This window comes from Herbaspirillum sp. NPDC101397 (assembly GCF_044767325.1).
GTDB lineage: Bacteria > Pseudomonadota > Gammaproteobacteria > Burkholderiales > Burkholderiaceae_D > Herbaspirillum.
Genome location: NZ_JBIWNS010000007.1, coordinates 357,332 through 377,547, shown reverse-complemented (window position 1 = coordinate 377,547; position 20,216 = coordinate 357,332). Strand labels below are relative to the sequence as shown.

Genomic DNA, 20,216 nt, shown 5'->3' with positions numbered 1-20,216 from the left:
AATCGGATAAAGAAGGGAAACTTGTCTGAGCGCAGCGAGTTTGTTTCCCTTCCCGATTTGAGTACGGCGCCAACGGGCACCCCGAAGGGGCGGCGAATCGTTGCGTTGGAGCAGTGCTCCAACCCTTTCTTTGCTTACTTTCTTTGGCGAAGCAAAGAAAGTGAGTAGCCGCCGGGCTACCCCCGGCAAAGGTTGATCGAAGAGAAAACAGAATCAGCTACCGGCAAAGGCCAGTCGGAACAACCGACAAAGATTCAAGACCCGCCAAACACATTCGACGCCCCCACACTATTAGTAGCCTCCACCACCGGATTACTAATCAACAAGGCATCCACCACCGGCCCCAGCTTGCTCCCCGTAGAAGACCACTTGTCCTGCGCAATCGCCCCCATCTTGTAAGAAGCGCTGCCCACCACCCGCCCCTCCTTGCGCAAGGTCACCGACGCAAACGTCAGGTAAGGCGTATAGGCATTGCTGAAGGTCTTCATGTCCCATTTGACGAAAGCCGCATACGCCAGCGTCATCGAACAACTGCCCGGCTGCGTACCCGCGTCGTACACGCGGCTCGGCACGCCGTGGCGTTGCAGTTCGCTTTGCAGGCTGGGGACGAAATCACTGAGCGCCACCGCACCGTTCCACTCGATGCAGATCTCCTTGATCGGCGCGTGCGCGAAGACGATGGGATTCTGCGGTGTGGCCGGCGTCATCGACGACACGCCGGAGATGGCCGAACCTAACAGGTTGGCGGCTTCCACGATCGGACTGGGCGACATGACGACGCAGCCCGATAGAGAAAATGCTGAAGTGGCGCAGACGGAGACGAAGAGAATTTTGATCATGGCGGCGACCGGTTCGACGATGAGTGAAATTCATCATATCCGCCGATGTTCCCGGGTTCGCGCGCTTTTACCCTGATTTACGCTATGCCGAACACGGCTTTACACTCGCCGGTTTTCGGTAGCCGGTCCGCGACGATGGCACAATGGACGCTCCGATTTTCAGGAGAGCCACCATGCGCACATTGCTGTCCACCATTACGGTCGCACTGTTAGCGGCGACCACGTTCAACGCCCACGCCGACACGCTCAAAAATGAAACCGAAGTACGCCAGCTCGCCGACAAGGTCATGGCCGCCGCCGGCAAGGGACAAACCGACGACGCCTACGCGGCAATGACCCCGTACACGCTGACCGACATCAACACGCTCGACCGCGCGCGCCTCAGCAACCGCACTTCGCGCATGCAGCTGGAACAATACATCGGCGGATCGGTAGGCTACGAATTCATTCGCAGCGAAAAGGTGGGCGAGTCGCTGCTCAAGCTGGTCTATATAGAGAAGGCCGAAAAGCAGGCGATTCCCTGGCAATTCATTTTCTACAAGACCAGCTCTGGCTGGGCATTGAGCAACTTCAGCAACGGCGACAACATCAACAGCCTGTTCAGCCGTTAATTATTGAAACGCGCGCAACGGACTCAGATCGTCGCTGACGATTTCGGTAGCGACGCCGGCGATCTTGTCGGCGATCAGCCGGCTGGAACCGCAGGCCGTGGTCCAGCCGTTGGAGCCATGACCGGCGTTGAGATAGAGATTGGAAAACGCCGTCGCGCCGATCAGCGGTGCGCCGTCCGGCGTCATCGGACGCAGGCCGGCCCAGTAGCTGATGCCGCTCATGTCGGCGCCGCCCGGGAACAGCGAGCTCAGCGACTTGACCGCGGTGGCACAGTCGCGCGGCGTCACTTTCGTGTCCCAGCTGCCGATCTCGGCGGTGCCGGCGGCGCGGATGTGCGAACCCATGCGCGTGATAGCCACCTTGTAATACTCATCCATCACACCGCTCTTCGGCGCGGCCGTGGCGTCGCTGACCGGCACCGTGATGGCGTAGCCCTTGACCGGATACACCGGCAATTGCAAACCCAGCGGCTTGACCAGGGCCACCGATGCGCTGGCGCAGGCCACCACATAAGCGTCCGCTTTCAACATGCCTTTTGTGGTGCGCAGGCCGGTGGCGGCGCCGCCGGCGTATTCGATCTGCTGCACCGACGTTCCGAGCACAAAGCTGACGCCCTGCGTCTGCAGCCAGTCGGCCAGTGCGCGCGCGAACAACGGGCAATTGCCGGTCTCGTCCTGCGGCAGCAGCATGCCGCCGACCAGTTGATCTCGGGCGGCGCGCAGAGCCGGGTCGAAGGCGACGCAGGCGTCGGCGTCAAGCAGCTCGTACGCCACACCGGCTTCGGCCAGCACGCGCGCGGCGAGACCGGCGTTGTCCATGCCTTCCTGCGTGCGGAATACTTGCAGATTGCCGACCGTGGTTTGTTCGTACTCGATGCCGAGGCGTTCGCGGATGTCTTTCAGCTGCGTGTGGCTGTAGCGCGCCAGCCGGCCCATGCGCGCCTTGTTGACGGCGTAGCGCTCGGCGTTGCATTGCGACAGGAACTGGCCGAGCCAGCGCCATTGATGGCGGTCCAGGCGCGGCGTGAAACGCAAGGCCGACTCCATGCCCAGCCAGCTTTGCAGCGACCATTTGAGCGACTTGCCCTTCATGCCGGGCGCCGCCCACGGCGTGGCGTAGGACGGGCAGACATGGCCGGCGTTGCCGACGCTGGTTTCGGCCGCAACTTCGGGCTGGCGGTCGACCACCGTGACGGTGTAGCCCTTTTCATGCAGGAAATAGGCGGTGGTTACGCCGACGATGCCGGCGCCGATGACGATGATGTGCATGGATTGTTAATTGTTTATAAGGTTAATCCGCCGTCGATGTGCCATACCTGACCCGTGACGTACGACGCGGCCGGGCTCAGCAAAAAGGCAATGACGTTGGCGATCTCCTGCGGCTGGCCGAGGCGTTGCATGGGGATGCGTTCCAGCGCGGCGGCCCAGGCGGCCGGGTCGATGGCGGATTTGTTGGGATCGGATTTCTGCACGTAACCAGGCGCCACGGCATTGACGGTCGCGCCCGATGGCGCCAACTGCACCGCCAGCGATTTGACCAGCGCTTCGATGCCGGCCTTGGCTGCGGCCGAGGCCGGAAAACCCGATTCGCCGAGGCGGTACACATGTGCGACGAAGGAGCTGACCGCCACCACGCGGCCGGCCGGCGCCTGCTGCAAGGCGTCCTTGCAGGCGGTGACCAACTGGAAGAAGCCGCCCAGCAGCGCATCAATGGAACGCGACCAGTCCTGCGTGCTGAGCTCGCCGATGCGCTTGCGATCGGCGAAGCCGGCGTTGGCGACCAGCGCGTCGAGGCGGCCGTAGGTATTCAGCGCAACGTCGCGCAAGGCTGCCGCAGTGCCGGTGTCGGCCAGGTCGCCGAAGGCCGTCACGCACTGCGCGCCGCGCTCACGGCAGGCGGCGGCGGTCTGCTGCAGCTCGGGGGAGTCCGCGCGCGCATGCAACACCATGCCGGTGTCGGCGGCGGCCACGGTTTTCGCGGTGGCTGCGCCGATGCCGCGTGCGGCGCCGGTAATCAGGATCACGCGCTGCACGCTGGGAGATGGATTCATGGATGACGAGGAAACAATATGAGGAAATGACGGAATCAGGCGGCCGGAACGACCGTGCGCTATTTTAACCAATAAGTGCCGGCCAGCCGCAAAAGCGCTGCACAACAGGTTCCGCTACATCCCGGGCGGTATTCTCCATTACAATTGCGGGGTTTTCAGGGACGGTAAATTGGTCAGACCGACGCTCCCTGCAGCGAATGGCACGCTTCCTGCTGCCTGCCTGATGGTCATTCGGGCAACCAAGAATTCAGACACCAAAGAGTAAAAGAAAAGGAAACACGATGTATCACTGGGACTTCGCCGCGCTCTGGCAATTCCGCAACGTCATTGCGGTGGGCTTCGGCTACACGCTGGCCTATACGGTCGCCTGCGTCCTGCTGGGCTTGTTGATCGGGCTGGCGGTCGGCCTCGGCCGCTTGTCGACCAACCCGCTGGTGTCGGGCCCGCTGCGCGCCTACGTCGAAGTGTTTCGCTGCACGCCGGTGCTGGTGCAACTGGTGTGGTTCTACTACGCGCTGCCGGTGCTGGTCGGCATCGAGATGTCGGCCGGCACATCGGCCTTGCTGGCGCTGGCCCTGTATGGCGGCGCCTTCTATTCGGAAATCATCCGCGGCGGCATCGTCTCGATCGACGTCGGCCAGAGCGAAGCCGGTTGCGCACTCGGCATGACGCGCTTCCAGCTGATGCGCCGCGTGATCCTGCCGCAGGCGTTCAAGCGCATGACGCCGCCGCTGGTCAGCCAGTCCATCATGCAATTGAAGAACACCTCGCTGCTGTCAGTGCTGGCGGTGCCGGACCTGCTGTACCAGGGCCAGATCATCGCGCATGAAACCTACCGCCCGCTGGAAATCTACACCATGGTTGCGGTGATCTATTTCCTCATCCTGCTGCCTGCGACGATCTGGGCCAAGCGCCTGGAAAACCGCCTGACTGCGCAACAGGGGGCATGAGATGAGCAATCCAACCAATGAAGTCATGATTGAAATCAAGAATCTGAAAAAGGCTTTCGGCGACCACGTCGTGCTGAAAGACATTTCGCTGCAGGTCAACAAGGGCAGCGTGGTCGCCATGATCGGCCCGTCCGGTTCCGGCAAGTCGACGCTGCTGCGCTGTATCAACCTGCTGACCGTACCCGAGCAAGGCAGCATCCGCGTCGGCGCGCAAGATTTCACCTTTGGTTCCAAAGCCTCCAAGCCGCTCAAGGACCGCGAACTGGCCAAGTTCCGCACCAACACCGGCATGGTATTCCAGCATTTCAACCTGTTCCCGCACATGACCGCGCTCGAAAACGTCATGGAAGGCATGCTCACCGTGCTGCGCAAACCCAAGGCGGAAGCACGCGCCTACGCGCTGGAACTGCTGCAGAAAGTCGGCCTGTCCGATCGCGCCGACATCTATCCGCAGCGCCTGTCCGGTGGCCAGAAGCAGCGCGTGGCGATCGCCCGCGCTCTGGCCATGCGCCCTAGCGTGATGCTGTTCGATGAAGCCACCTCGGCGCTGGATCCGGAACTGGTGGGGGAAGTGCTCAACGTGATCCGCTCGCTGGCGGCCGACGGCATGACCATGATCCTGGTCACGCATGAAATCGCGTTTGCGCGCGAAGTCGCCGATCAGGTCATCTTCATGCGCGACGGCGTCGTGGTCGAAGCCGGCCCGCCGTCGCAAGTCATCGACAATCCGCAGCAGGCGGCGACGCAGTCCTTCCTCACGCGTTTCAACGGTTGATCCGGAACAACCCGCCATGACCGGCCGCCTCGACCTGCTCGACGACACCGACCGCAAACTGATCTCGCTGTTGCAGCAGTCGGCCCGCGACAGCGTCGCCAACCTGGCGCGCCAACTGGGCGTGGCGCGCACCACCGTAGTGGCGCGCCTGGCGCGGCTGGAGAAGAACGGCGTCATCGTCGGCTACACCGTCAAGCTGGGACAAGAGGTGCAAGACAGCGGCCTGCTCGCCTACGTCGGCATTACGGTCGAAGCCAAGACCGCGCGCGACGTGCTCAAGCGCTTCAAGCGCATTCCCGAAATCGAGCAGCTCTGCTCCGTCAGCGGCGAGTTCGACTACGTCGCCTGGCTGCGCGCCGCCTCGGCCGAACAGCTCGACAAGTTGCTCGACGACATCGGCGAGATCGAGGGCGTGGTCAAGACCACGACGTCGATTGTGTTGTCGCGCAAGATTGATCGCTGAGCAGTCGTTGAACATTGACCGCCGCCGCTGCGCCTGAGGTCATGAGCGAAGCGCAAGGCATGACCGCCGACAGGACCGGCCTTTCATCCCTACCATTTTACGGAAGCGGCATCCATGTTGCAGATCACCCCGGACCTGAGCCTGCCCGATACCGACATCGATCTCAGCTTCGTACGCGCCCAAGGGGCGGGCGGCCAGAACGTCAACAAGACGTCGACCGCGGTGCATCTGCGCTTCGACATCCGCGCGTCGTCGCTGCCGGACTTCTACAAGGAAAAGTTGCTGCTGCTGAAGGACCAGCGCATCACCCGCGACGGCGTGATCGTGATCAAGTCCCAGCAGAGCCGCAGCCAGGAGCAGAACCGTATTGCGGCGCTGGAGCGGCTGGCGGCACTGATTCAGGAGGCCGGGGTCGTGCTTCCTCCGCGCAGGCCGACCAAACCCACTCGCAGCGCCAAGCGCAAGCGCGTCGACAGCAAAACGCAGCGTGGACGGCTGAAGGTATTGCGCACCCGGCTCGGCGACTGAGCCGATACGCAAGCACCCTCGCGGAGAAGTAGCTGATCTGGCGGGAAATGCCCCATACAAACCGTTCGTTTGGCAATCGGAAGGCATCGCCTGTTCATTGCAACGACAATGAGATCCGTGTTCAGATACTAAGTCACCGACAACGTGACAACGACAGTCCCACTAAGAGCGCCCGGCACGACAGGATCGCTAATTTTGATCATTGCCGCTGAAAAGGGAAAGTTTCCCACTTTGTTACTGCCGACTGCGGCCAGATCAACTGGAAATTGCTGACCGAATCGTATTGGCGAAACGCCGTCGTCACGCATCAGAATGATGCCGATACCTTGGACGGTCGAGCCTCCACTGGCCCGGAGTACCCCGGGTGATGCCGCCACTGCGGTCGTCGAGCTGAATGTCAGTTTGGCAGTCGAAGTGGTAGATGGACAGGTAATGTCGACCGACGTGAAGAAATCGGAAACGACCGGCCCCTTGGCGCCGATACTCCTGAAAATGCTTGCCTTGGCACTGCCCAGATTGACAGGGACATTGCGCAGAATACACGTGGTATTGCCGCCACCGGGCTTGGTAAACGTTGTTGCGTTCGCTCTGTAGTTGGCAAACCTCACTTCGTTGGTACCTACGTACCAAGTGGCGATATCGCTGACAACGGCGAGCGCCGCGCTGGTACCAGAAAAATAGGCAGTCGATAGCTTCACGAATTTTAGTGTCGCCATGTGCGTATTGTGATTGTTGTTAGGGCCGGGTCCATCCGGATTGCTCGGATATGCCTTTATCCCGTTGACGAAATTGCCTTGCGATATGACATAGCCAATACCTGCGACGTTGGTTTTTATCGCATTGAAGGACCCGACCGGCGATGCGCTCGTCCCCCAATTGTCTTTTAGTCCGGCGGACCCGGCGCCTGTACCGCAGTTCGCCCATGTAGCTTTACTGCCGGCAACTGCGGGTGATTCCCATAGCACCGTTCCCGGCGCTTCCGTCCCTGTCAGGGAAATCGTAGCCGGCACCGTAAATTCATAGACTGCCTGGCCGGTTGTATAGTCTTGTCCCGTGCCATAGACACAATCACCCGCCTGTGCACTTCCCACGATCCCTCCCCACAGCAAGCCACACAGCCCGGCGAATATTCTCCCGCGCCATTTTTGCATCTTCATCATCAATCCCTTTCCGTTCTTCCGGTTTCAACACCTCTGGGGCGTCATTGCGAACGGAGGAGTGTGGAGCTTTCGACCGATGGAAGATATGAGAAAACTCTGAAAGAGATGGTCGGTTCGAAGCACCTACATGGTTCGCTGCGCCGGAGATACCTTACCTCTGCCAGCACGACAGCGTCCCCACAAATCGACAACCAATATCGTCACCATCTGCGCTGCGGATCGGCCAGAAAATAGGTATCGCCTGGACATATTTTCTGCCCATGGGAGATTCGGTATCAAGCAGCTGATCATGCGTCTCAGGGAAATTCAATCGTGAAATTCACTGTGCTGCTCACCGCCCCCGACCCTGCTTTGCCTGTCGCAAAATAGCTTATCGCATACGGCAGGGTTGCCGTACCGGCGCTTATCCGCGTGGTGGCGACGTTCTGACTCCCTTTCACGCCGGCCAGGTTGATCACCGAGCCGTCGCCATTGCTCAACTGCAGTTGCACGTTGGCGGCTCCGGTCACGTTGAGATTTCCTGTCGTCGCATTGACGCGCGGACCGTCAAAAAAGGTGCGGACGTTCACCGCATTGGATTGCACGCCGCTGGTCTTGCAATTGTCGAGCCGGATCGAGAACGGCGTCCAGCCCGCCTTCTGGCCGTTGGCGGACAGCGCCGAAACCGACACCTTGGGTAAAGTGATTGTGTTGCCCGGCACGACCGTAGGAGTGCAGGTTGTGGCGCTGCCGCGGATGAATTTGATGGTGGGAATGGTGATTTGAATGGTCACCAGTTGGTTGTCCCCCTTGGCGAGTTGCACGTCGGCACCAGCCAAATCATCTGAGCCAATTGTGGCGGAACTGATTTTGACAAAATCAACCGTGATAAAAGCTGGCCCGGTGCCAGCTTTGCTGCTCGCACTGGTTGGCCAAAATTTGGTGTAGGAGTTCCCCCCTCCATTGGAACCGGTGATTCTTATGCCAACTCCTGGGACTTTAGTTTGGAGGGTGTTGTTTGGCCCTGCGCTGCCGGTCAGTATTGCACTTCCCGTCACTATACCTGAAACCACGGTGGTGCCGGAAGCACCCGGGCAATTGCTGTTAAGCGGGGCGGGTATGGCACTTCTCGCCGCGGTGGCTATTACCGCACCTACAGCGAGGCTGCTGATGTCAATGCGGCTATTGAAGCTTCCAGTGAAGTCTGCAATCGCAGGATCGGACCCGCCGCTAGTAATCACACAACCGTCCGCAGCGAAAGCTGCATGTCCCACCACCACGCCGCATAAGCTCACCGCCACTTTCCAGCACCATTTCTGCATGTTCATCATCCGCTCCTTTTTTGTCCATTCAGCCGCCGCAGCTTTGCAGCAAACACGGCGAGGAGGCGCTTACCGTGAAGCGCCCGTAACCAAGGAGTTTGAATTTTTTGTCCTGTGAAAGATATGAGAAAACTCTCGAACTGCCGGGTCGTTGCAATAGGCTGTCGGCGCGATGCATCAGACTCGCCAAACCGATCCGGCACGGTCTGTTGCACCGGTCCCGAGCTATCTGAACTGGACCTGACTCAATGCGATTGCCTGTGGAGAGATTTGATCTGGAAAGCTTTTGAGAGTTTTCTCATATCGGCGCAACAAATGGACTTGTATCCTCTCGCCATTTGACCGTTGGAGAAGCGCATGCACGCGAGCAAATATGGAAGACGGTTTCTGCCGTCGATGACGTTGCCAACACGGGCCCATTCTGGAAATGCTGCTCTCTGGAACAGCGCAGGCGAAAGGGCTTTCGCTCCCGGTGGCGCGCTGTTCAAAAAACTTCTGCTCGCTTTGCTGCTGAACCTGGCGTTCATTCATTCTGTATGGGCGACCTGTAGTTTTATCTTTGTCGCAGGATTCGGTAGCTATATGCCGACAAAAGCGATCACGGGTTCAGCAGCACCCGTCGGTACCGTGGTCTACGACGAGACATGGACGGACGCGGGGATAGTTAATTGCCCGGTCGTGGACGTGAGTAACCGCATTAGCAGTAACAGGAGAATATTGGCAAAGCCGATTCGAGGCGGTTTCGTTACTGGTCCAGTAGGACTGCAATTCGATTCGGACATCGAATTCAGCGGCGCCACAAGCTCGGGACCGACGACCCGATCAGATGGTGATTATGTTTACTTTGAATATCCGCTTGGCATCACCAGGGTCACGGTAAAGCCACGCCTGCGATATAAAAAAACCAACGATGCGGCACTTGGCGCCGGATTGCGGAGTCCCCAACAACTATACTATGCCGGAGTCCCTCGAATTTTTATTGAGATATTTGCTGGTGTCGCGTTTCCCGAAAAAATCATGAACCTGTCGACAGACGTAAGATCTTATGGCTCTACCTGCAACCTGACAGTGCCTCCCGCCGTCACCCTGCGTTCCGTGCCGCAACGCCTCTTTACGGGTATCGGCACTGTGCCGGCAGAACGCACCAACTTCAACATATCAGCCGATTGTTCGGGGGTCGTGGCCGGACAGGTTGTGGGCGTATCTTTCTCAGAAAGCTCTCGCCATGCCTCCGGCGCAGCGGGCGTCATCGCGGTCAGCGAGGGTGACGGCAAGGCGGCAGGAGTCGCTCTGCAAATCATCAATACCACTTCCGGGCGCCCTATCGCCTTCAATGCGCTCGAACCAGGCACACCGCCGCCATCGCTCAATGGCATGTACAACTTCCCGATGCGGGTTCAGTATTTTCAGACTGCCGCGACAGTCGGCACCGGGACGGTGACCGGCACCACGGTGGTTACCATGCAGTACCGGTAAGCGAGCCGGGTATCTGCCTGCAGGATCAGGGCACGGTTGCTGCGGCCGGTCACGGCAACTGACGCAAGAACAATTGCAACCGGGAAATTTATTCTAAATAATCCGCATATTTTTGAGACTATTCTCATATAAACGAAGCAAGGAACACGTCAAACTCACTCCATCGAATAACGCATTGTTATCGGGTCAATCCAACAATATTTATTTCCGAGGGAGTCAGAAATGAAAAACGCCATGCTCTTGTCAGCACTGTTTGCCACGCTCACCCTGTCTATCGGCGCACGCGCTGCCGACACCACAGAGTTGAAAGTCAAGGGCTCAGTCAAGCCGCCGTCCTGTACGCTCAATCTTGCCGCAGGCGGCGTGATTGACTATGGCAACATTCCGCCGTCGCGACTGAGCAACACCGCCGCGACCAAGCTGGAACGCAGAACCACGGCGTTCAACATCGATTGCGCAACCGGCAAGGCCATGGTGGCGCTCAAGCTCAGCGACAATCGCGCGTCCTCCGTGGTGCCCGCGATCATGTCGTTTTCCAATGGATACAAGGACGATAACTTTGCTTATGGACTCGGGATTGTCGATGGCAAAAAAGTCGGCATTTACACCGTCAGCATGACCAAGGTCCAGGCGGATGGCTATAACATCGCTCTTTACCTGAATCGAGGTCTCGGCTCCGACCCGACCATCTGGAACAATGCTTACAGTAGCAATGGCGCCTTCTTCCGTCCGACACTGATCTATACATGGGCGCCAAACGACCCTGATTCAATCCGAACGGGTGCACAACACGCCCCGGGCACTTTCAGCACGGTAGCCGGCGAACTGACTGTTGAGGTCACTATCGACAAGCTCGCCAATCTGCCGGTGCGCGACGCGATTCCGCTGGACGGATCTTCCACACTGGAATTGGTGTACCTGTAAGCAGGGCGACGCGACGTGGGCAAGGGCACCGTCATCCCCCAGGGCGACAGTTTGGCGGAGCAGTCGGACTGCGTCCATACCTGCACAGAATCAACGGGGGTATTCAGCCGCGCTGGATGCAACCCGACCGGGAGCTCTGGATGTTTTTCCACATGGAAATTTCGAATCTCGTATATTTTTGAGATTATTCTCATATAAACGAAACAAGGAACACGGCAAACTCACTCCATCGAATAACAGATCGTTATCGAATTAATTCAGCGATATTGATTAACGAGGGAGCCAGAAATGAAAAACGCCATGCTCTTGTCTGCATTGTTTGCCGCGCTTACCCTGTCTGGCGGTGCGCGCGCTGCCGACACCGCCGAACTGCAAGTCAAGGGTTCGGTGCGGCCTTCCGCGTGCACATTGACGCTCTCGGCTGACGGTGTCGTGGACTACGGACGCATCCCTGCGTCGCGCTTGTCTGACACCAAAGTCACTTCGCTCGGCGGCAGGACCGTGAATTATGCAATCAACTGCGACAACGGGGCCGCGCGCATCGCACTGCAGATTACGGACAACCGCAAGCCGTCAGTGGTAAAAGGCATGGCGCTTGACGTCTCGAAGTACTGGGGCGATGCCGCCGCCTTCGGCCTGGGGATAGTGGATGGCAAGACCATCGGTATTTATATGGTGGTCATGAATGGAGGAACGCAAGCCAACGGGGGTTCCAGCACCACCACGCTCGCTCCCGCCTCATCCGGCGATGGCGGGAAAACTTGGCGGACTTCCTCCAGCGGCTACCTGCAATTGATCAGCGACAGCTGGTACTCCTGGGGCACCTCCTATACAGACCTTGAACCTCTCGCCATCAACAATGTGAGCGGCACCCTGACGGTCGTAGCATTCATCGACAAGCTGGGCAACATCCCTCCCGGCAATGACATTCCCCTCGATGGTTTGACAACACTGGAGATGCGTTACCTCTAACCGCGCACCAGGCGCATTTGGATCGACACTTGATCACGCTGGCTTCAGCGCTGCACAAACGACAACGCCGCCGTCCCGACTGACTCGGAACGGCGGCGTTTCGGCGTTTCGTCGCTGCGGTATTTATTGCCGACGAAATTACCGCAACATTACAGCGGGATCTGCGGTGGCACGTCTTCCGGGCGTACGCCCGACAGCTTCTGCAGGTTTTCCAGCACGGTGGACTTGACCTTGCCGGCGGCGCGTTCCTGCACGATCCACTTGTTGATGTACTCGAGCCAGGCCTTGTCGTCTTCCTTGGGCACGCCGATGTTGGTCGAGGTCGCTTCCAGCGGCATCGGCACGATCATGGTGCCCAGGCTTGGGTTCTTCTTGAGCACGTTCAGGGCCAGCAGCCAGACCAGCACTTGCACGTCGACGCGGCCGGTTTGCAGGGCCAGGGTGGCGTCGTCGGCTTTTTCCAGGCGCACGATGGTGGCCTTGGGGCAGACGCGGGTGATCATGGCGTCGTGCGAGGAACCGATGTCGACGCCGATCTTGACTTCAGGCTTGTTGAGCTCTTCCCAGGTCTTCGGTGCGAAACCCTTTTTGGAGACGATGGTGAACGCGTTGTTGAACAGCGGCTCGGAGAAGCCGACGGTTTCGCGGCGTGCCGGGGTCGGATTGAGGCCGAAGAAGACGTCGATCTTGCGCGTCTGCAGGTCCAGCACCGAGTTGCCCCAGGTGGTTTCCAGGATTTCCAGCTTGACGTTCAGGCTGGCCGCCAGGTTCTTGGCGAAGTCGACCATGAAGCCGACCCATTCGCCGCTGGCCAGGTCCTTGTTGTAGTAAGGCGCCTGACCGCGTACACCACCAATGCGCAGCACTTTGGTCCGCTTGATGCGGGCGAAGGTGCTTTCGCCGGCTGGCGCGCTCTGCGCGAAAACGCCGGGCAGATAGCTGGCGGCGGCGAGACCCGCGACGTTGGTGATGAAACTGCGGCGATTTTGCATTTGCTTCTCTCCCTGGATGTATGAAGTGGCACTGATGTGCGCTGGTTTGATTCTCTGGCGCCTTCAGGACTTCTGGTCCCGATGGCATCCGGCAATTTTAATACCAAGCGGTATGTGTTGCGCGGCATATTGCATATTCCCGCTTGCTGAGAATGCGCTGGAAGATCGCCTGTACGGATGCTTTTTCGGCATGGACGGCTATTTATAGCGTCATACACTACAAAACGACCAAATTATCGTCATACACGCATCAATCCTGGTCTTTTTATCGTGCCGACTGCTCCCTACAATAAAGGCATCCGCCGGCTGTCACGGCTCCAAATCCACTGCAAATTCACAACAAGGAGCGCCATCATGAAAATCGTCCTGCTCGGCACCGGCCACATCGGCCTGGCCATCGCCCGCCTCCTGCACCTGCATGCCGACGGCGATTACGAAGTGCTCGCCGCCGACCGGGACGCCAACGCGCTGGCCGCGATGCGCGCGCTCGGCGTAGCCACCGCGCAGGTCGACTTCAACGACCACGACGCGCTGTGCAGCCTGCTGTCGGGCCGCGACGCCTGCCTCAATGCCCTGCCGTACCACATGGCCACCGCCGTGGCGAAGGCGGCCAAACTGAGCGGCGTGCATTATTTCGACCTGACCGAAGACGTGCGCGCCACCCGCGCCATCGCCAAACTGGCGGCCGGCGCGGACACTGCCTTCATGCCGCAATGCGGGCTGGCGCCGGGCTTCATCGGCATCGCCGCGCATTCGCTGACGAGCAGCTTCGACGAGATCCACGAGGTCAAGATGCGCGTGGGCGCGCTGCCGGAGTTTCCCACCAATGCGCTGAAATACAACCTGACCTGGAGCGTCGACGGCCTCGTCAACGAGTACTGCCATCCCTGCGAAGCGATCCGCGACGGCAAGATGCAGGACATCCAGCCGCTGGAAGGACTCGAGCATTTTTCGCTGGATGGGGTCGAGTACGAAGCCTTCAACACCTCGGGCGGGCTCGGCACGCTGTGCAGCACGCTGGCCGGCCAGGTGCGCAATCTCGATTACAAATCGGTGCGCTATCCGGGCCACCGCAACCTGGTGAAATTCCTGCTGGAAGAACTGCGCCTGCGCGACGATCAGGAGCAGCTCAAGGGCATCCTGCGCAAGTCGGTGCCGACCACCATGCAGGATGTGGTGCTGGTGTTCGTGACAGTGAGCGGCATGCGCGACGGCATGCACGTGCAGGAGGTGTTCTCGCGCAAGATCTTCGCCGCCACCCGCGACGGCGTGCATGAGAGCGCGATCCAGATCACTACAGCGGCCGGTATCTGCACCGCGCTGGACCTGTTCCGGCAGGGCAAATTGCCGGCGCACGGCTTCATCCGGCAGGAGCAGATTGCGCTGGCGGATTTTCTCGGTAATCGATTTGGCCGCGTGTATGCCCACGGTTCGCAAGGCGCGCAGGGAGCAAACCCGCATGCGCCGTACGTGTCTCGCCATGCAGAGCGGGAAGCGGCAGTCGTGGCCTGACGCGTCGCCGGATTTGCACGGTATTCAAAGCAAAAACCGGAGTGCGCAAGAACCGTGGTCACCGCAGACTGCCCTGATCGAAACCAGATCCGATCAGGGCAGTCTCCCATGCGTACATCGCCACTTCCACCCGCCTTCTCCACGCTGGCCTGGTCCAACCTGGCCGCGCAATCCGCCGAACAACTCAGCCTGGCCGCCGCACCGCTGGTCGCAGTATTAGCGCTCGGCGCCGGTCCCGGCGACATCGGCACGCTGACCGCCTTTCAAACCCTGCCGTTTCTCCTGCTGTCGCTGCCGCTGGGCGTGCTGGCGGATCGCTTGCTGCGCCGGCGCCTGATGTTGTGGAGCGAAGCGCTACGCTGCCTGGCGCTGCTGGGTTTGCTGCTGGTGCTGCATTCTTCCGCGCTGAGCATCGGCTGGATGGCCGTGCTCGGATTTGCCGGCGCCATCGGCACCGTCGGTTTCAGCGTGGCGGCGCCCGGGCTGGTGTCTTTGCTGGCGCCGCGCGCATCGCTGGCCCAGGCCAATGCGCGACTGGAGCTGGCGCGTAGCGCTGCCTTCGCGGCCGGCCCTGCGGTGGCCGGCGCGCTGGTGTCGTGGGCCGGCGCAACGGCTGCGTTCAGCGTGGCGGTGTTGTTGTCGTCCGCCGCCATCGTCATGTTGCTGCGGCTGCCGGAGCTTGCTGTCGTTCGCGCGTCAACAAGCAGGCGACATCCGTTGCGCGAGATCGCCGAGGGCGCGTCATTCGTCTGGCGCGATGTCTTGCTGCGGCCGGTCGCGATCACCGGCGTGATCTTCAATCTGTCCTGGTTCGCGCTGCAGTCCAGCTATGTGCCGTATGCGATCCGCGTGCTCGGCATGGGGACCGGAGCGGTGGGTTTTACGCTGGCCCTGTATGGCGCCGGCATGATCGCCGGCGCATTGGCGACGGCGCGGGTAATGGGCGGATTACCGCTGGGGCGAGCCATCCAGATCGGTCCGGTGGCGGGCGTGCTGGCCGGCGCCAGTCTCGCGGCTACGCTGATCATTCCGCATGCGGCGCTGGCGGGGCTGTGCTTCTTCTTGCTGGGCGCCGGCCCAATGGTGTGGACCATCACGACCACCACGCTGCGCCAGAGCATGACGCCGGACGCCATGCTCGGCCGGGTCTCTGCGGTGTTCCTGACGGCCAATGCCGGCGCGCGTCCGCTTGGCGCGACGCTGGGCGGCCTGGTGGGGAGCCAGTGGGGGACATCCGCGTGCCTGTTGATGGTGCTGGCCGGATTTGTCCTGCAGGCTGTAGTGATCATGACCTCGCGTGTGGCGCGACTGCGCGAGTTGCCCGCACGATGATGCTCTTGACGATTTTGTACACAGGTAAAGTTGAATCAGGATGATGTAATAGTTTTTGGCACGGTTCTACACTGGCTGCGTGATCAATCAGTGCAGGATTTCCATGCAACCCTTCGTGATTTCCCGGGCGACGACTTTACTTGCACCCTTGCTTGCTGCCTGCGCCCTGAGCGGCTGCGCCAACTTCAGCGAAGTCGTGTCGGTCGACGGCGACGACAATTACAACCTCATCGCCACCGGCATCAGCTACACCATGTCGATGGCCCAGCTGACCAACGCCAGCCGCGAAAAAGCCGTGGCGTATTGCGCCGGCCAGGATCGCGACATGCAGCTGCGCCAGCAGGCGCGCGGCTGGCAACCGATGCAGGTGGAACTCGATTTCCGTTGCTTGCCGCGCCAGGCCGGCCCGCTGCGGACTGAGCTGCAGACCGGACAGCAACCGGCGCTGTCACTGACCCGCTTGCAGATGATTACCAAGTGACGCCAAGGTAGTTCAGGCGCTGTTCAAATTCCTGTGTGGCGCAGGGCTTCCGTGATGAAGTCGATGAAGTGCCGCACGCGCTGCGGCATCTGCTTGCGCTGCGGGTAGTACATGTACAGGCCGCCATAGACGCTGTTGAGGCGCGGCAGCAGCGGCACCAGCTTGTCGGCGGCGACCTGCTCGCGCACCGAATACACCACCAGCTGGCCGATGCCGACGCCGGCCTGCACGGCGGCGACTTCCGACTCCATGGTATTGAAACTCACCACCGCCGGCATTTCCTCAAAGACCGTGGAGCCGTCCACCGTCAGCATCCAGGGCGACAGCCTGCCGGTATTGGGATGGCGAAAACCGGTGCAGCGATGCTTGCGCAACTCATCCAGGTTCTTCGGCTTGCCGTATTTTTCCAGATACGAGGGTGCTGCGTAGATTTGCAGAACGATGTCGCCCAGGCGACGCGCGACCAGGTTGCGCTGCGGCTCCTTGCCGGTGCGAAAGCCGACGTCGACGCGTTCGGCCACCAGGTCGGTGAAGCGATCGTCGAGCAAAAAATCGAAATGGATGTTCGGGTAGTGCTCCTGGAATTCCTGGATCAGCGGCATCAGCAACAGATTACCCACCGAGGTCGGCGCGCTCACGCGGATCATGCCTTCGGCGTCGCGGCGGCTGTTGCGCACCTGGTCCAGTGCTTCGTCGAGCAGGCGCAGGCCGGGGTCGGCCAACTCGGCCAGGCGCGCGCCCTCTTCCGTCAGGCTGAGCTTGCGCGTGCTGCGATGGAACAGACGCACGCCCAGGTCTTCCTCCAGCTGGCGCACCGCCTTGCTGACCGCCTGCGGCGTCATGCCGGCTTCCACCGCCGCCTGGCTGAAGCTGCCGGCGCGCACCACGCCCAAGAAAATCGTCACTACCCTGGCTTTGTCCATCGCTTCCCGCTCCTTATTTATTTACAACTATTGGTTGTAAATGAAACACGTTGACGCTGTCTAGTGTAACAGCGCGCGCCTGCCTACACTTCGTCCTGCCAATTGCGCAAAGCCACAGTGCAGTTCACATCCGACGATAGACAATTCACCAAGGAGCATCACCATGACACAAGCACCGACAACAGCCAAAGTCTGGTTCATCACCGGCGCGTCGCGCGGTTTCGGCGCGCTGATCGCCCGCGACGCCTTGCTGCGCGGCGACCGCGTGATCGCCACCGCACGCAATCCGCAAACCGTCATCGACGCGCTCGGCGAACAAGCCAACCTGTTGGCGCTGAAGCTGGACGTCACCAGCGAAGCCGACGCGCAAGCTGCGGCCAAACAAGCCGTCGCACGCTTCGGCCGCATTGACGTACTGGTCAACAACGCCGGTTACGGCTTGCTGGGCGGGGTCGAGGAAGCCAGCGCCGATGAAGTGAGAAAACAATTCGACACCAACGTGTTCGGCCTGCTGCACGTCACGCGCGCCGTGTTGCCGACGCTGCGTGCACAGGGCAGCGGCCACGTGATCAACATCTCCTCGATCGGCGGCTATATGTCGCATCAGGGCTGGGGCGTTTACTGCGCGACTAAGTTCGCCGTCGAGGCACTGACCGAAGCGCTGCACACCGAACTGGCGCCGCTGGGCGTGCGCGCCACGGTGGTGGAACCGGGCTTCTTCCGCACCGACTTCCTCAACGCCGATTCGGTGGTGTCGACCGCCAACCATATCGCGCAATACGCCGACAGCGTCGGTGTGATGCGCACCCTGATGGCCGGCGCCAACCACAAGCAACCGGGCGATCCGGCCAAGCTGGCAAGCGCCATCCTGAAGCTGGCCGACGACGCCAACCCGCCGCTGCGCCTGGCGCTCGGCTCGGACACCGTTGCCGCGATTCAGAAGAAAAACCAGGCGGTGGAAGCCGAGTTGCAGCAATGGATGGCGGTGTCGACCTCGACCAACCACGACGACGTCACGGCATGATGTAAGAGGAAGCGAGGCCGCCTGAAGCCGGCCGGGTTGTTTGCTATGATCGACGACAGTCGCCGGTCATGCATGCAGCCTGGCCGGCTTTCACGTTTTCGAAGGAATCGCCATGACCTCTTCCCCACCCAACGATCCGGGCCAGCTCGACGACGCCACGCTGGATTTCGCCGCCAAGATGTTCGACCTGGCGCGCCACGGCGAAGCCGATGAGCTCGCGGCTTATCTGGCCAAGGGCCTGCCGCCCAATCTGCGCGACCACAAGGGCGACAGCCTGCTGATGCTGGCCGCGTACCACGGCCATGATGCGGCGGTGCAGGTCCTGCTGCAGCACAAGGCCGACGCCGGCTTGCGCAACGACAACGGCCAGACGCCGATTGCGGGCGCGGCGTTCAAGGGACATGCGGCGGTGGTGCAAGCTTTGCTCGACGGCGGCGCGGATGTCGAAGGCGCATCGCCCGACGGCAAGACGGCGCTGATGATTGCGGCGATGTTCAATCGCGTGGAAATCGTGGAGTTGCTGCTGGCGCACGGCGCCGACATCAAGGCGCGCAGCGAGAATGGGGCGACGGCATTGGAAGCGGCGCGCGCCATGGGGGCGCCGGAGACGACGGCGCTGCTGGAGCGCCGTCTGGCGAACTGAATCTAAGCTGCGGAACCGTCGGCGTAAGGCTGGACGTTGACGGCGTTGCCGTCAGCGTCAAATTCTTCCGCCAGCGCCACCGATTTCAAACCCATGGTCAGCAGCGCGTCGCAGGTGTCGTCGAGTTCGATCTGCAGATTGTCAGCGGCGGCGCCATCCAGCGGCTTCTCGGCGGTGGCGACAACGGTCTCGCCGTTGTAGATATTCACGCGCAGCAAGATTTCTCCTTCGATATCCACCGGACCCATGACGGCATGGGTCTGCTGCGCATCCACGCCGCTTTCCTGCAGGCCGTGGTCGAGCTCCGACATCATCTGCAGCATGAAGTACTCGGCGATGCCGCGTTCCTTGCCGCCGTGGAACAGGTCCTGGTACAGGAAGTGCACGTCGAACTGGCGGCCATCGGTGACCAGGCAGCGCTGCACCAGCGGCACGACCTTTTCGCTCCAGGTCTGGAAGCGCTGCGCGCGCACTGCGAAGTAGGCGTCCATCGCCGCTTCGTCTTTCGGAATCGTGTAGAACGGATCGTCTGCCGTCTTCAGTGCGAAGCCCAGCAGGAAGCGCAATTCCACCGCCGTGTCCTCGGCGCCGAAACGATTGGCCGGCCAGCTGCTCATGCTGCGATTGATAGCCGCTGTTTCGGTGATCTTCTTGTCGGTCATGGCGGCGTAAGCGTCGCGCACCATGGCTTCGAGATGGCTGTAGGTGATCGCGTCGATTTCATCAAGATGGTAGGCGTAGCTGACCAGCACGACCTTGGCATCGGCGCTCTCGAGCTGGGCTTCCTTGATGCTGGCGGTCAGTTCGGTGAAGGCGTCGGCATCGCGGAAGTTCTGCTCCGCGTCGAGCCCGCCGATGGTGCGCACGAACATCGGGATGACGAAGGCGTTGACTTCATAGCTGCGCTCGTTGCGGGTGAAGAAGACCGTCTCGGCGGCTTCCTCGATCTTTTCACGCAGGTAAGGATAGGCTTCGGCTTCCTGGTCGCGCGCGCGTTCCAGCGCTTCGTACAGGACGTCGTCCTGCTGCTGGCGCAGGCTCTTGGTGATGATGCGGTGCAGGTCGCGTTGCTTGGCAGGCAAGTCGGGCGAGGCTTCGTCCTCGGTCGCCAGTTCAACCGCCAGGTTGGCCAGCTTGTCGACCAGTGCTTCGTCGAGATCGTATTCGGCCGGCACCACGGAAGGAGCGGAAGAGGGGGCGGCTTTGCCGGCGGGGCGCTTGCTTTTGGACATGGCTGGAATGCTGGTGGAGAGAAGAGG

21 protein-coding genes are annotated in these 20,216 nt (G+C 60.8%); 13 read left to right on the top strand and 8 right to left on the bottom strand.

What is annotated here, in order from left to right:
- Positions 1-254: 254 nt before the first annotated feature.
- The gene (locus tag ACIROW_RS19045) at positions 255-839 is read right to left on the bottom strand and encodes a cell division protein FtsI (protein WP_402278012.1); all 585 of its coding nucleotides are present in this window, start codon (positions 837-839) and stop codon (positions 255-257) included.
- A gap of 173 nt (positions 840-1,012) precedes the next feature.
- Here ACIROW_RS19045 and ACIROW_RS19040 point away from each other — a divergent pair, with 173 nt between their 5' ends.
- Positions 1,013-1,450: a hypothetical protein gene (locus ACIROW_RS19040; RefSeq protein ID WP_402278011.1), complete on the top strand. Its 438-nt coding sequence runs from the start codon at positions 1,013-1,015 to the stop codon at positions 1,448-1,450.
- Here the strand turns inward: ACIROW_RS19040 and ACIROW_RS19035 are convergent, their stop codons facing one another.
- Positions 1,451-2,719, bottom strand: a complete 1,269-nt coding sequence (locus ACIROW_RS19035) for a D-amino acid dehydrogenase (protein ID WP_402278010.1) — start codon at positions 2,717-2,719, stop codon at positions 1,451-1,453. It abuts the gene before it with no gap.
- Between the two features lie 14 nt (positions 2,720-2,733).
- The gene (locus ACIROW_RS19030; RefSeq protein ID WP_402278009.1) at positions 2,734-3,501 is read right to left on the bottom strand and encodes an SDR family NAD(P)-dependent oxidoreductase; all 768 of its coding nucleotides are present in this window, start codon (positions 3,499-3,501) and stop codon (positions 2,734-2,736) included.
- A gap of 281 nt (positions 3,502-3,782) precedes the next feature.
- On the opposite strand from ACIROW_RS19030, the gene ACIROW_RS19025 reads away from it, so the two are divergent.
- From ACIROW_RS19025 to arfB, 4 genes are all read left to right on the top strand, one after another.
- A complete protein-coding gene (locus ACIROW_RS19025) occupies positions 3,783-4,451 on the top strand; it encodes an amino acid ABC transporter permease (protein ID WP_402278008.1) in 669 nt (222 codons plus the stop codon).
- Position 4,452: 1 nt separating this feature from the next.
- Positions 4,453-5,226 (top strand): amino acid ABC transporter ATP-binding protein, encoded by a 774-nt coding sequence (locus ACIROW_RS19020; RefSeq protein ID WP_116436093.1) that lies wholly within the window; start codon positions 4,453-4,455, stop codon positions 5,224-5,226.
- Positions 5,227-5,242: 16 nt separating this feature from the next.
- Positions 5,243-5,689: an Lrp/AsnC family transcriptional regulator gene (locus tag ACIROW_RS19015; RefSeq protein ID WP_402278007.1), complete on the top strand. Its 447-nt coding sequence runs from the start codon at positions 5,243-5,245 to the stop codon at positions 5,687-5,689.
- A gap of 114 nt (positions 5,690-5,803) precedes the next feature.
- The gene (arfB, locus tag ACIROW_RS19010) at positions 5,804-6,217 is read left to right on the top strand and encodes an alternative ribosome rescue aminoacyl-tRNA hydrolase ArfB (protein WP_402278006.1); all 414 of its coding nucleotides are present in this window, start codon (positions 5,804-5,806) and stop codon (positions 6,215-6,217) included.
- 128 nt (positions 6,218-6,345) lie between these two features.
- Here arfB and ACIROW_RS19005 read toward each other — a convergent pair whose 3' ends face one another.
- Positions 6,346-7,377: a fimbrial protein gene (locus ACIROW_RS19005; RefSeq protein WP_402278005.1), complete on the bottom strand. Its 1,032-nt coding sequence runs from the start codon at positions 7,375-7,377 to the stop codon at positions 6,346-6,348.
- Positions 7,378-7,673: 296 nt separating this feature from the next.
- Complete coding sequence (locus ACIROW_RS19000; protein ID WP_402278004.1) at positions 7,674-8,684, bottom strand: fimbrial protein; 1,011 nt, start codon at positions 8,682-8,684, stop codon at positions 7,674-7,676.
- Positions 8,685-9,035: 351 nt separating this feature from the next.
- On the opposite strand from ACIROW_RS19000, the gene ACIROW_RS18995 reads away from it, so the two are divergent.
- The 3 genes from ACIROW_RS18995 (at position 9,036) to ACIROW_RS18985 (ending at position 12,050) form a co-directional block, all read left to right on the top strand.
- Positions 9,036-10,154: a fimbrial protein gene (locus tag ACIROW_RS18995; protein ID WP_402278003.1), complete on the top strand. Its 1,119-nt coding sequence runs from the start codon at positions 9,036-9,038 to the stop codon at positions 10,152-10,154.
- 222 nt (positions 10,155-10,376) lie between these two features.
- Positions 10,377-11,078 (top strand): DUF1120 domain-containing protein, encoded by a 702-nt coding sequence (locus ACIROW_RS18990; RefSeq protein WP_402278002.1) that lies wholly within the window; start codon positions 10,377-10,379, stop codon positions 11,076-11,078.
- A 288-nt stretch (positions 11,079-11,366) separates the two neighbouring features.
- Entirely contained in the window at positions 11,367-12,050 is a 684-nt protein-coding gene (locus ACIROW_RS18985; protein WP_402278001.1) for a DUF1120 domain-containing protein, read from the top strand.
- Positions 12,051-12,199: 149 nt separating this feature from the next.
- Here the strand turns inward: ACIROW_RS18985 and ACIROW_RS18980 are convergent, their stop codons facing one another.
- Positions 12,200-13,042 (bottom strand): transporter substrate-binding domain-containing protein, encoded by an 843-nt coding sequence (locus tag ACIROW_RS18980; RefSeq protein WP_402278000.1) that lies wholly within the window; start codon positions 13,040-13,042, stop codon positions 12,200-12,202.
- A 354-nt stretch (positions 13,043-13,396) separates the two neighbouring features.
- On the opposite strand from ACIROW_RS18980, the gene ACIROW_RS18975 reads away from it, so the two are divergent.
- The 3 genes from ACIROW_RS18975 (at position 13,397) to ACIROW_RS18965 (ending at position 16,367) form a co-directional block, all read left to right on the top strand.
- Positions 13,397-14,554: a saccharopine dehydrogenase C-terminal domain-containing protein gene (locus ACIROW_RS18975; protein WP_402277999.1), complete on the top strand. Its 1,158-nt coding sequence runs from the start codon at positions 13,397-13,399 to the stop codon at positions 14,552-14,554.
- A 108-nt stretch (positions 14,555-14,662) separates the two neighbouring features.
- Positions 14,663-15,886 (top strand): MFS transporter, encoded by a 1,224-nt coding sequence (locus tag ACIROW_RS18970; RefSeq protein ID WP_402277998.1) that lies wholly within the window; start codon positions 14,663-14,665, stop codon positions 15,884-15,886.
- A gap of 103 nt (positions 15,887-15,989) precedes the next feature.
- Positions 15,990-16,367 (top strand): hypothetical protein, encoded by a 378-nt coding sequence (locus ACIROW_RS18965; RefSeq protein WP_402277997.1) that lies wholly within the window; start codon positions 15,990-15,992, stop codon positions 16,365-16,367.
- A 23-nt stretch (positions 16,368-16,390) separates the two neighbouring features.
- On the opposite strand, the gene ACIROW_RS18960 is transcribed toward ACIROW_RS18965, so the two are convergent.
- Complete coding sequence (locus ACIROW_RS18960) at positions 16,391-17,290, bottom strand: LysR family transcriptional regulator (protein WP_402277996.1); 900 nt, start codon at positions 17,288-17,290, stop codon at positions 16,391-16,393.
- Positions 17,291-17,453: 163 nt separating this feature from the next.
- On the opposite strand from ACIROW_RS18960, the gene ACIROW_RS18955 reads away from it, so the two are divergent.
- Both ACIROW_RS18955 and ACIROW_RS18950 read left to right on the top strand, forming a co-directional pair.
- Positions 17,454-18,314: an oxidoreductase gene (locus tag ACIROW_RS18955; protein WP_402277995.1), complete on the top strand. Its 861-nt coding sequence runs from the start codon at positions 17,454-17,456 to the stop codon at positions 18,312-18,314.
- Positions 18,315-18,426: 112 nt separating this feature from the next.
- Positions 18,427-18,957, top strand: a complete 531-nt coding sequence (locus tag ACIROW_RS18950) for an ankyrin repeat domain-containing protein (protein WP_402277994.1) — start codon at positions 18,427-18,429, stop codon at positions 18,955-18,957.
- A gap of 2 nt (positions 18,958-18,959) precedes the next feature.
- Here the strand turns inward: ACIROW_RS18950 and ACIROW_RS18945 are convergent, their stop codons facing one another.
- Entirely contained in the window at positions 18,960-20,189 is a 1,230-nt protein-coding gene (locus ACIROW_RS18945) for a DUF2863 family protein (protein ID WP_402277993.1), read from the bottom strand.
- Positions 20,190-20,216: the final 27 nt, after the last annotated feature.

Coding starts and splice junctions, on each gene's coding strand:
- ACIROW_RS18965 (WP_402277997.1), top strand. CDS start 15,990: ATGCAACCCTTCGTGATTTCCCGGGCGACGACTTTACTTGCACCCTTG.
- ACIROW_RS19000 (WP_402278004.1), bottom strand. CDS start 8,684: ATGAACATGCAGAAATGGTGCTGGAAAGTGGCGGTGAGCTTATGCGGC.
- ACIROW_RS18955 (WP_402277995.1), top strand. CDS start 17,454: ATGACACAAGCACCGACAACAGCCAAAGTCTGGTTCATCACCGGCGCG.
- ACIROW_RS19035 (WP_402278010.1), bottom strand. CDS start 2,719: ATGCACATCATCGTCATCGGCGCCGGCATCGTCGGCGTAACCACCGCC.
- ACIROW_RS18975 (WP_402277999.1), top strand. CDS start 13,397: ATGAAAATCGTCCTGCTCGGCACCGGCCACATCGGCCTGGCCATCGCC.
- ACIROW_RS18960 (WP_402277996.1), bottom strand. CDS start 17,290: ATGGACAAAGCCAGGGTAGTGACGATTTTCTTGGGCGTGGTGCGCGCC.
- ACIROW_RS19015 (WP_402278007.1), top strand. CDS start 5,243: ATGACCGGCCGCCTCGACCTGCTCGACGACACCGACCGCAAACTGATC.
- ACIROW_RS19020 (WP_116436093.1), top strand. CDS start 4,453: ATGAGCAATCCAACCAATGAAGTCATGATTGAAATCAAGAATCTGAAA.
- ACIROW_RS18970 (WP_402277998.1), top strand. CDS start 14,663: ATGCGTACATCGCCACTTCCACCCGCCTTCTCCACGCTGGCCTGGTCC.
- arfB (WP_402278006.1), top strand. CDS start 5,804: ATGTTGCAGATCACCCCGGACCTGAGCCTGCCCGATACCGACATCGAT.
- ACIROW_RS19040 (WP_402278011.1), top strand. CDS start 1,013: ATGCGCACATTGCTGTCCACCATTACGGTCGCACTGTTAGCGGCGACC.
- ACIROW_RS19030 (WP_402278009.1), bottom strand. CDS start 3,501: ATGAATCCATCTCCCAGCGTGCAGCGCGTGATCCTGATTACCGGCGCC.
- ACIROW_RS19045 (WP_402278012.1), bottom strand. CDS start 839: ATGATCAAAATTCTCTTCGTCTCCGTCTGCGCCACTTCAGCATTTTCT.
- ACIROW_RS18945 (WP_402277993.1), bottom strand. CDS start 20,189: ATGTCCAAAAGCAAGCGCCCCGCCGGCAAAGCCGCCCCCTCTTCCGCT.
- ACIROW_RS19005 (WP_402278005.1), bottom strand. CDS start 7,377: ATGATGAAGATGCAAAAATGGCGCGGGAGAATATTCGCCGGGCTGTGT.
- ACIROW_RS18990 (WP_402278002.1), top strand. CDS start 10,377: ATGAAAAACGCCATGCTCTTGTCAGCACTGTTTGCCACGCTCACCCTG.
- ACIROW_RS18995 (WP_402278003.1), top strand. CDS start 9,036: ATGCACGCGAGCAAATATGGAAGACGGTTTCTGCCGTCGATGACGTTG.
- ACIROW_RS18950 (WP_402277994.1), top strand. CDS start 18,427: ATGACCTCTTCCCCACCCAACGATCCGGGCCAGCTCGACGACGCCACG.
- ACIROW_RS18985 (WP_402278001.1), top strand. CDS start 11,367: ATGAAAAACGCCATGCTCTTGTCTGCATTGTTTGCCGCGCTTACCCTG.
- ACIROW_RS18980 (WP_402278000.1), bottom strand. CDS start 13,042: ATGCAAAATCGCCGCAGTTTCATCACCAACGTCGCGGGTCTCGCCGCC.
- ACIROW_RS19025 (WP_402278008.1), top strand. CDS start 3,783: ATGTATCACTGGGACTTCGCCGCGCTCTGGCAATTCCGCAACGTCATT.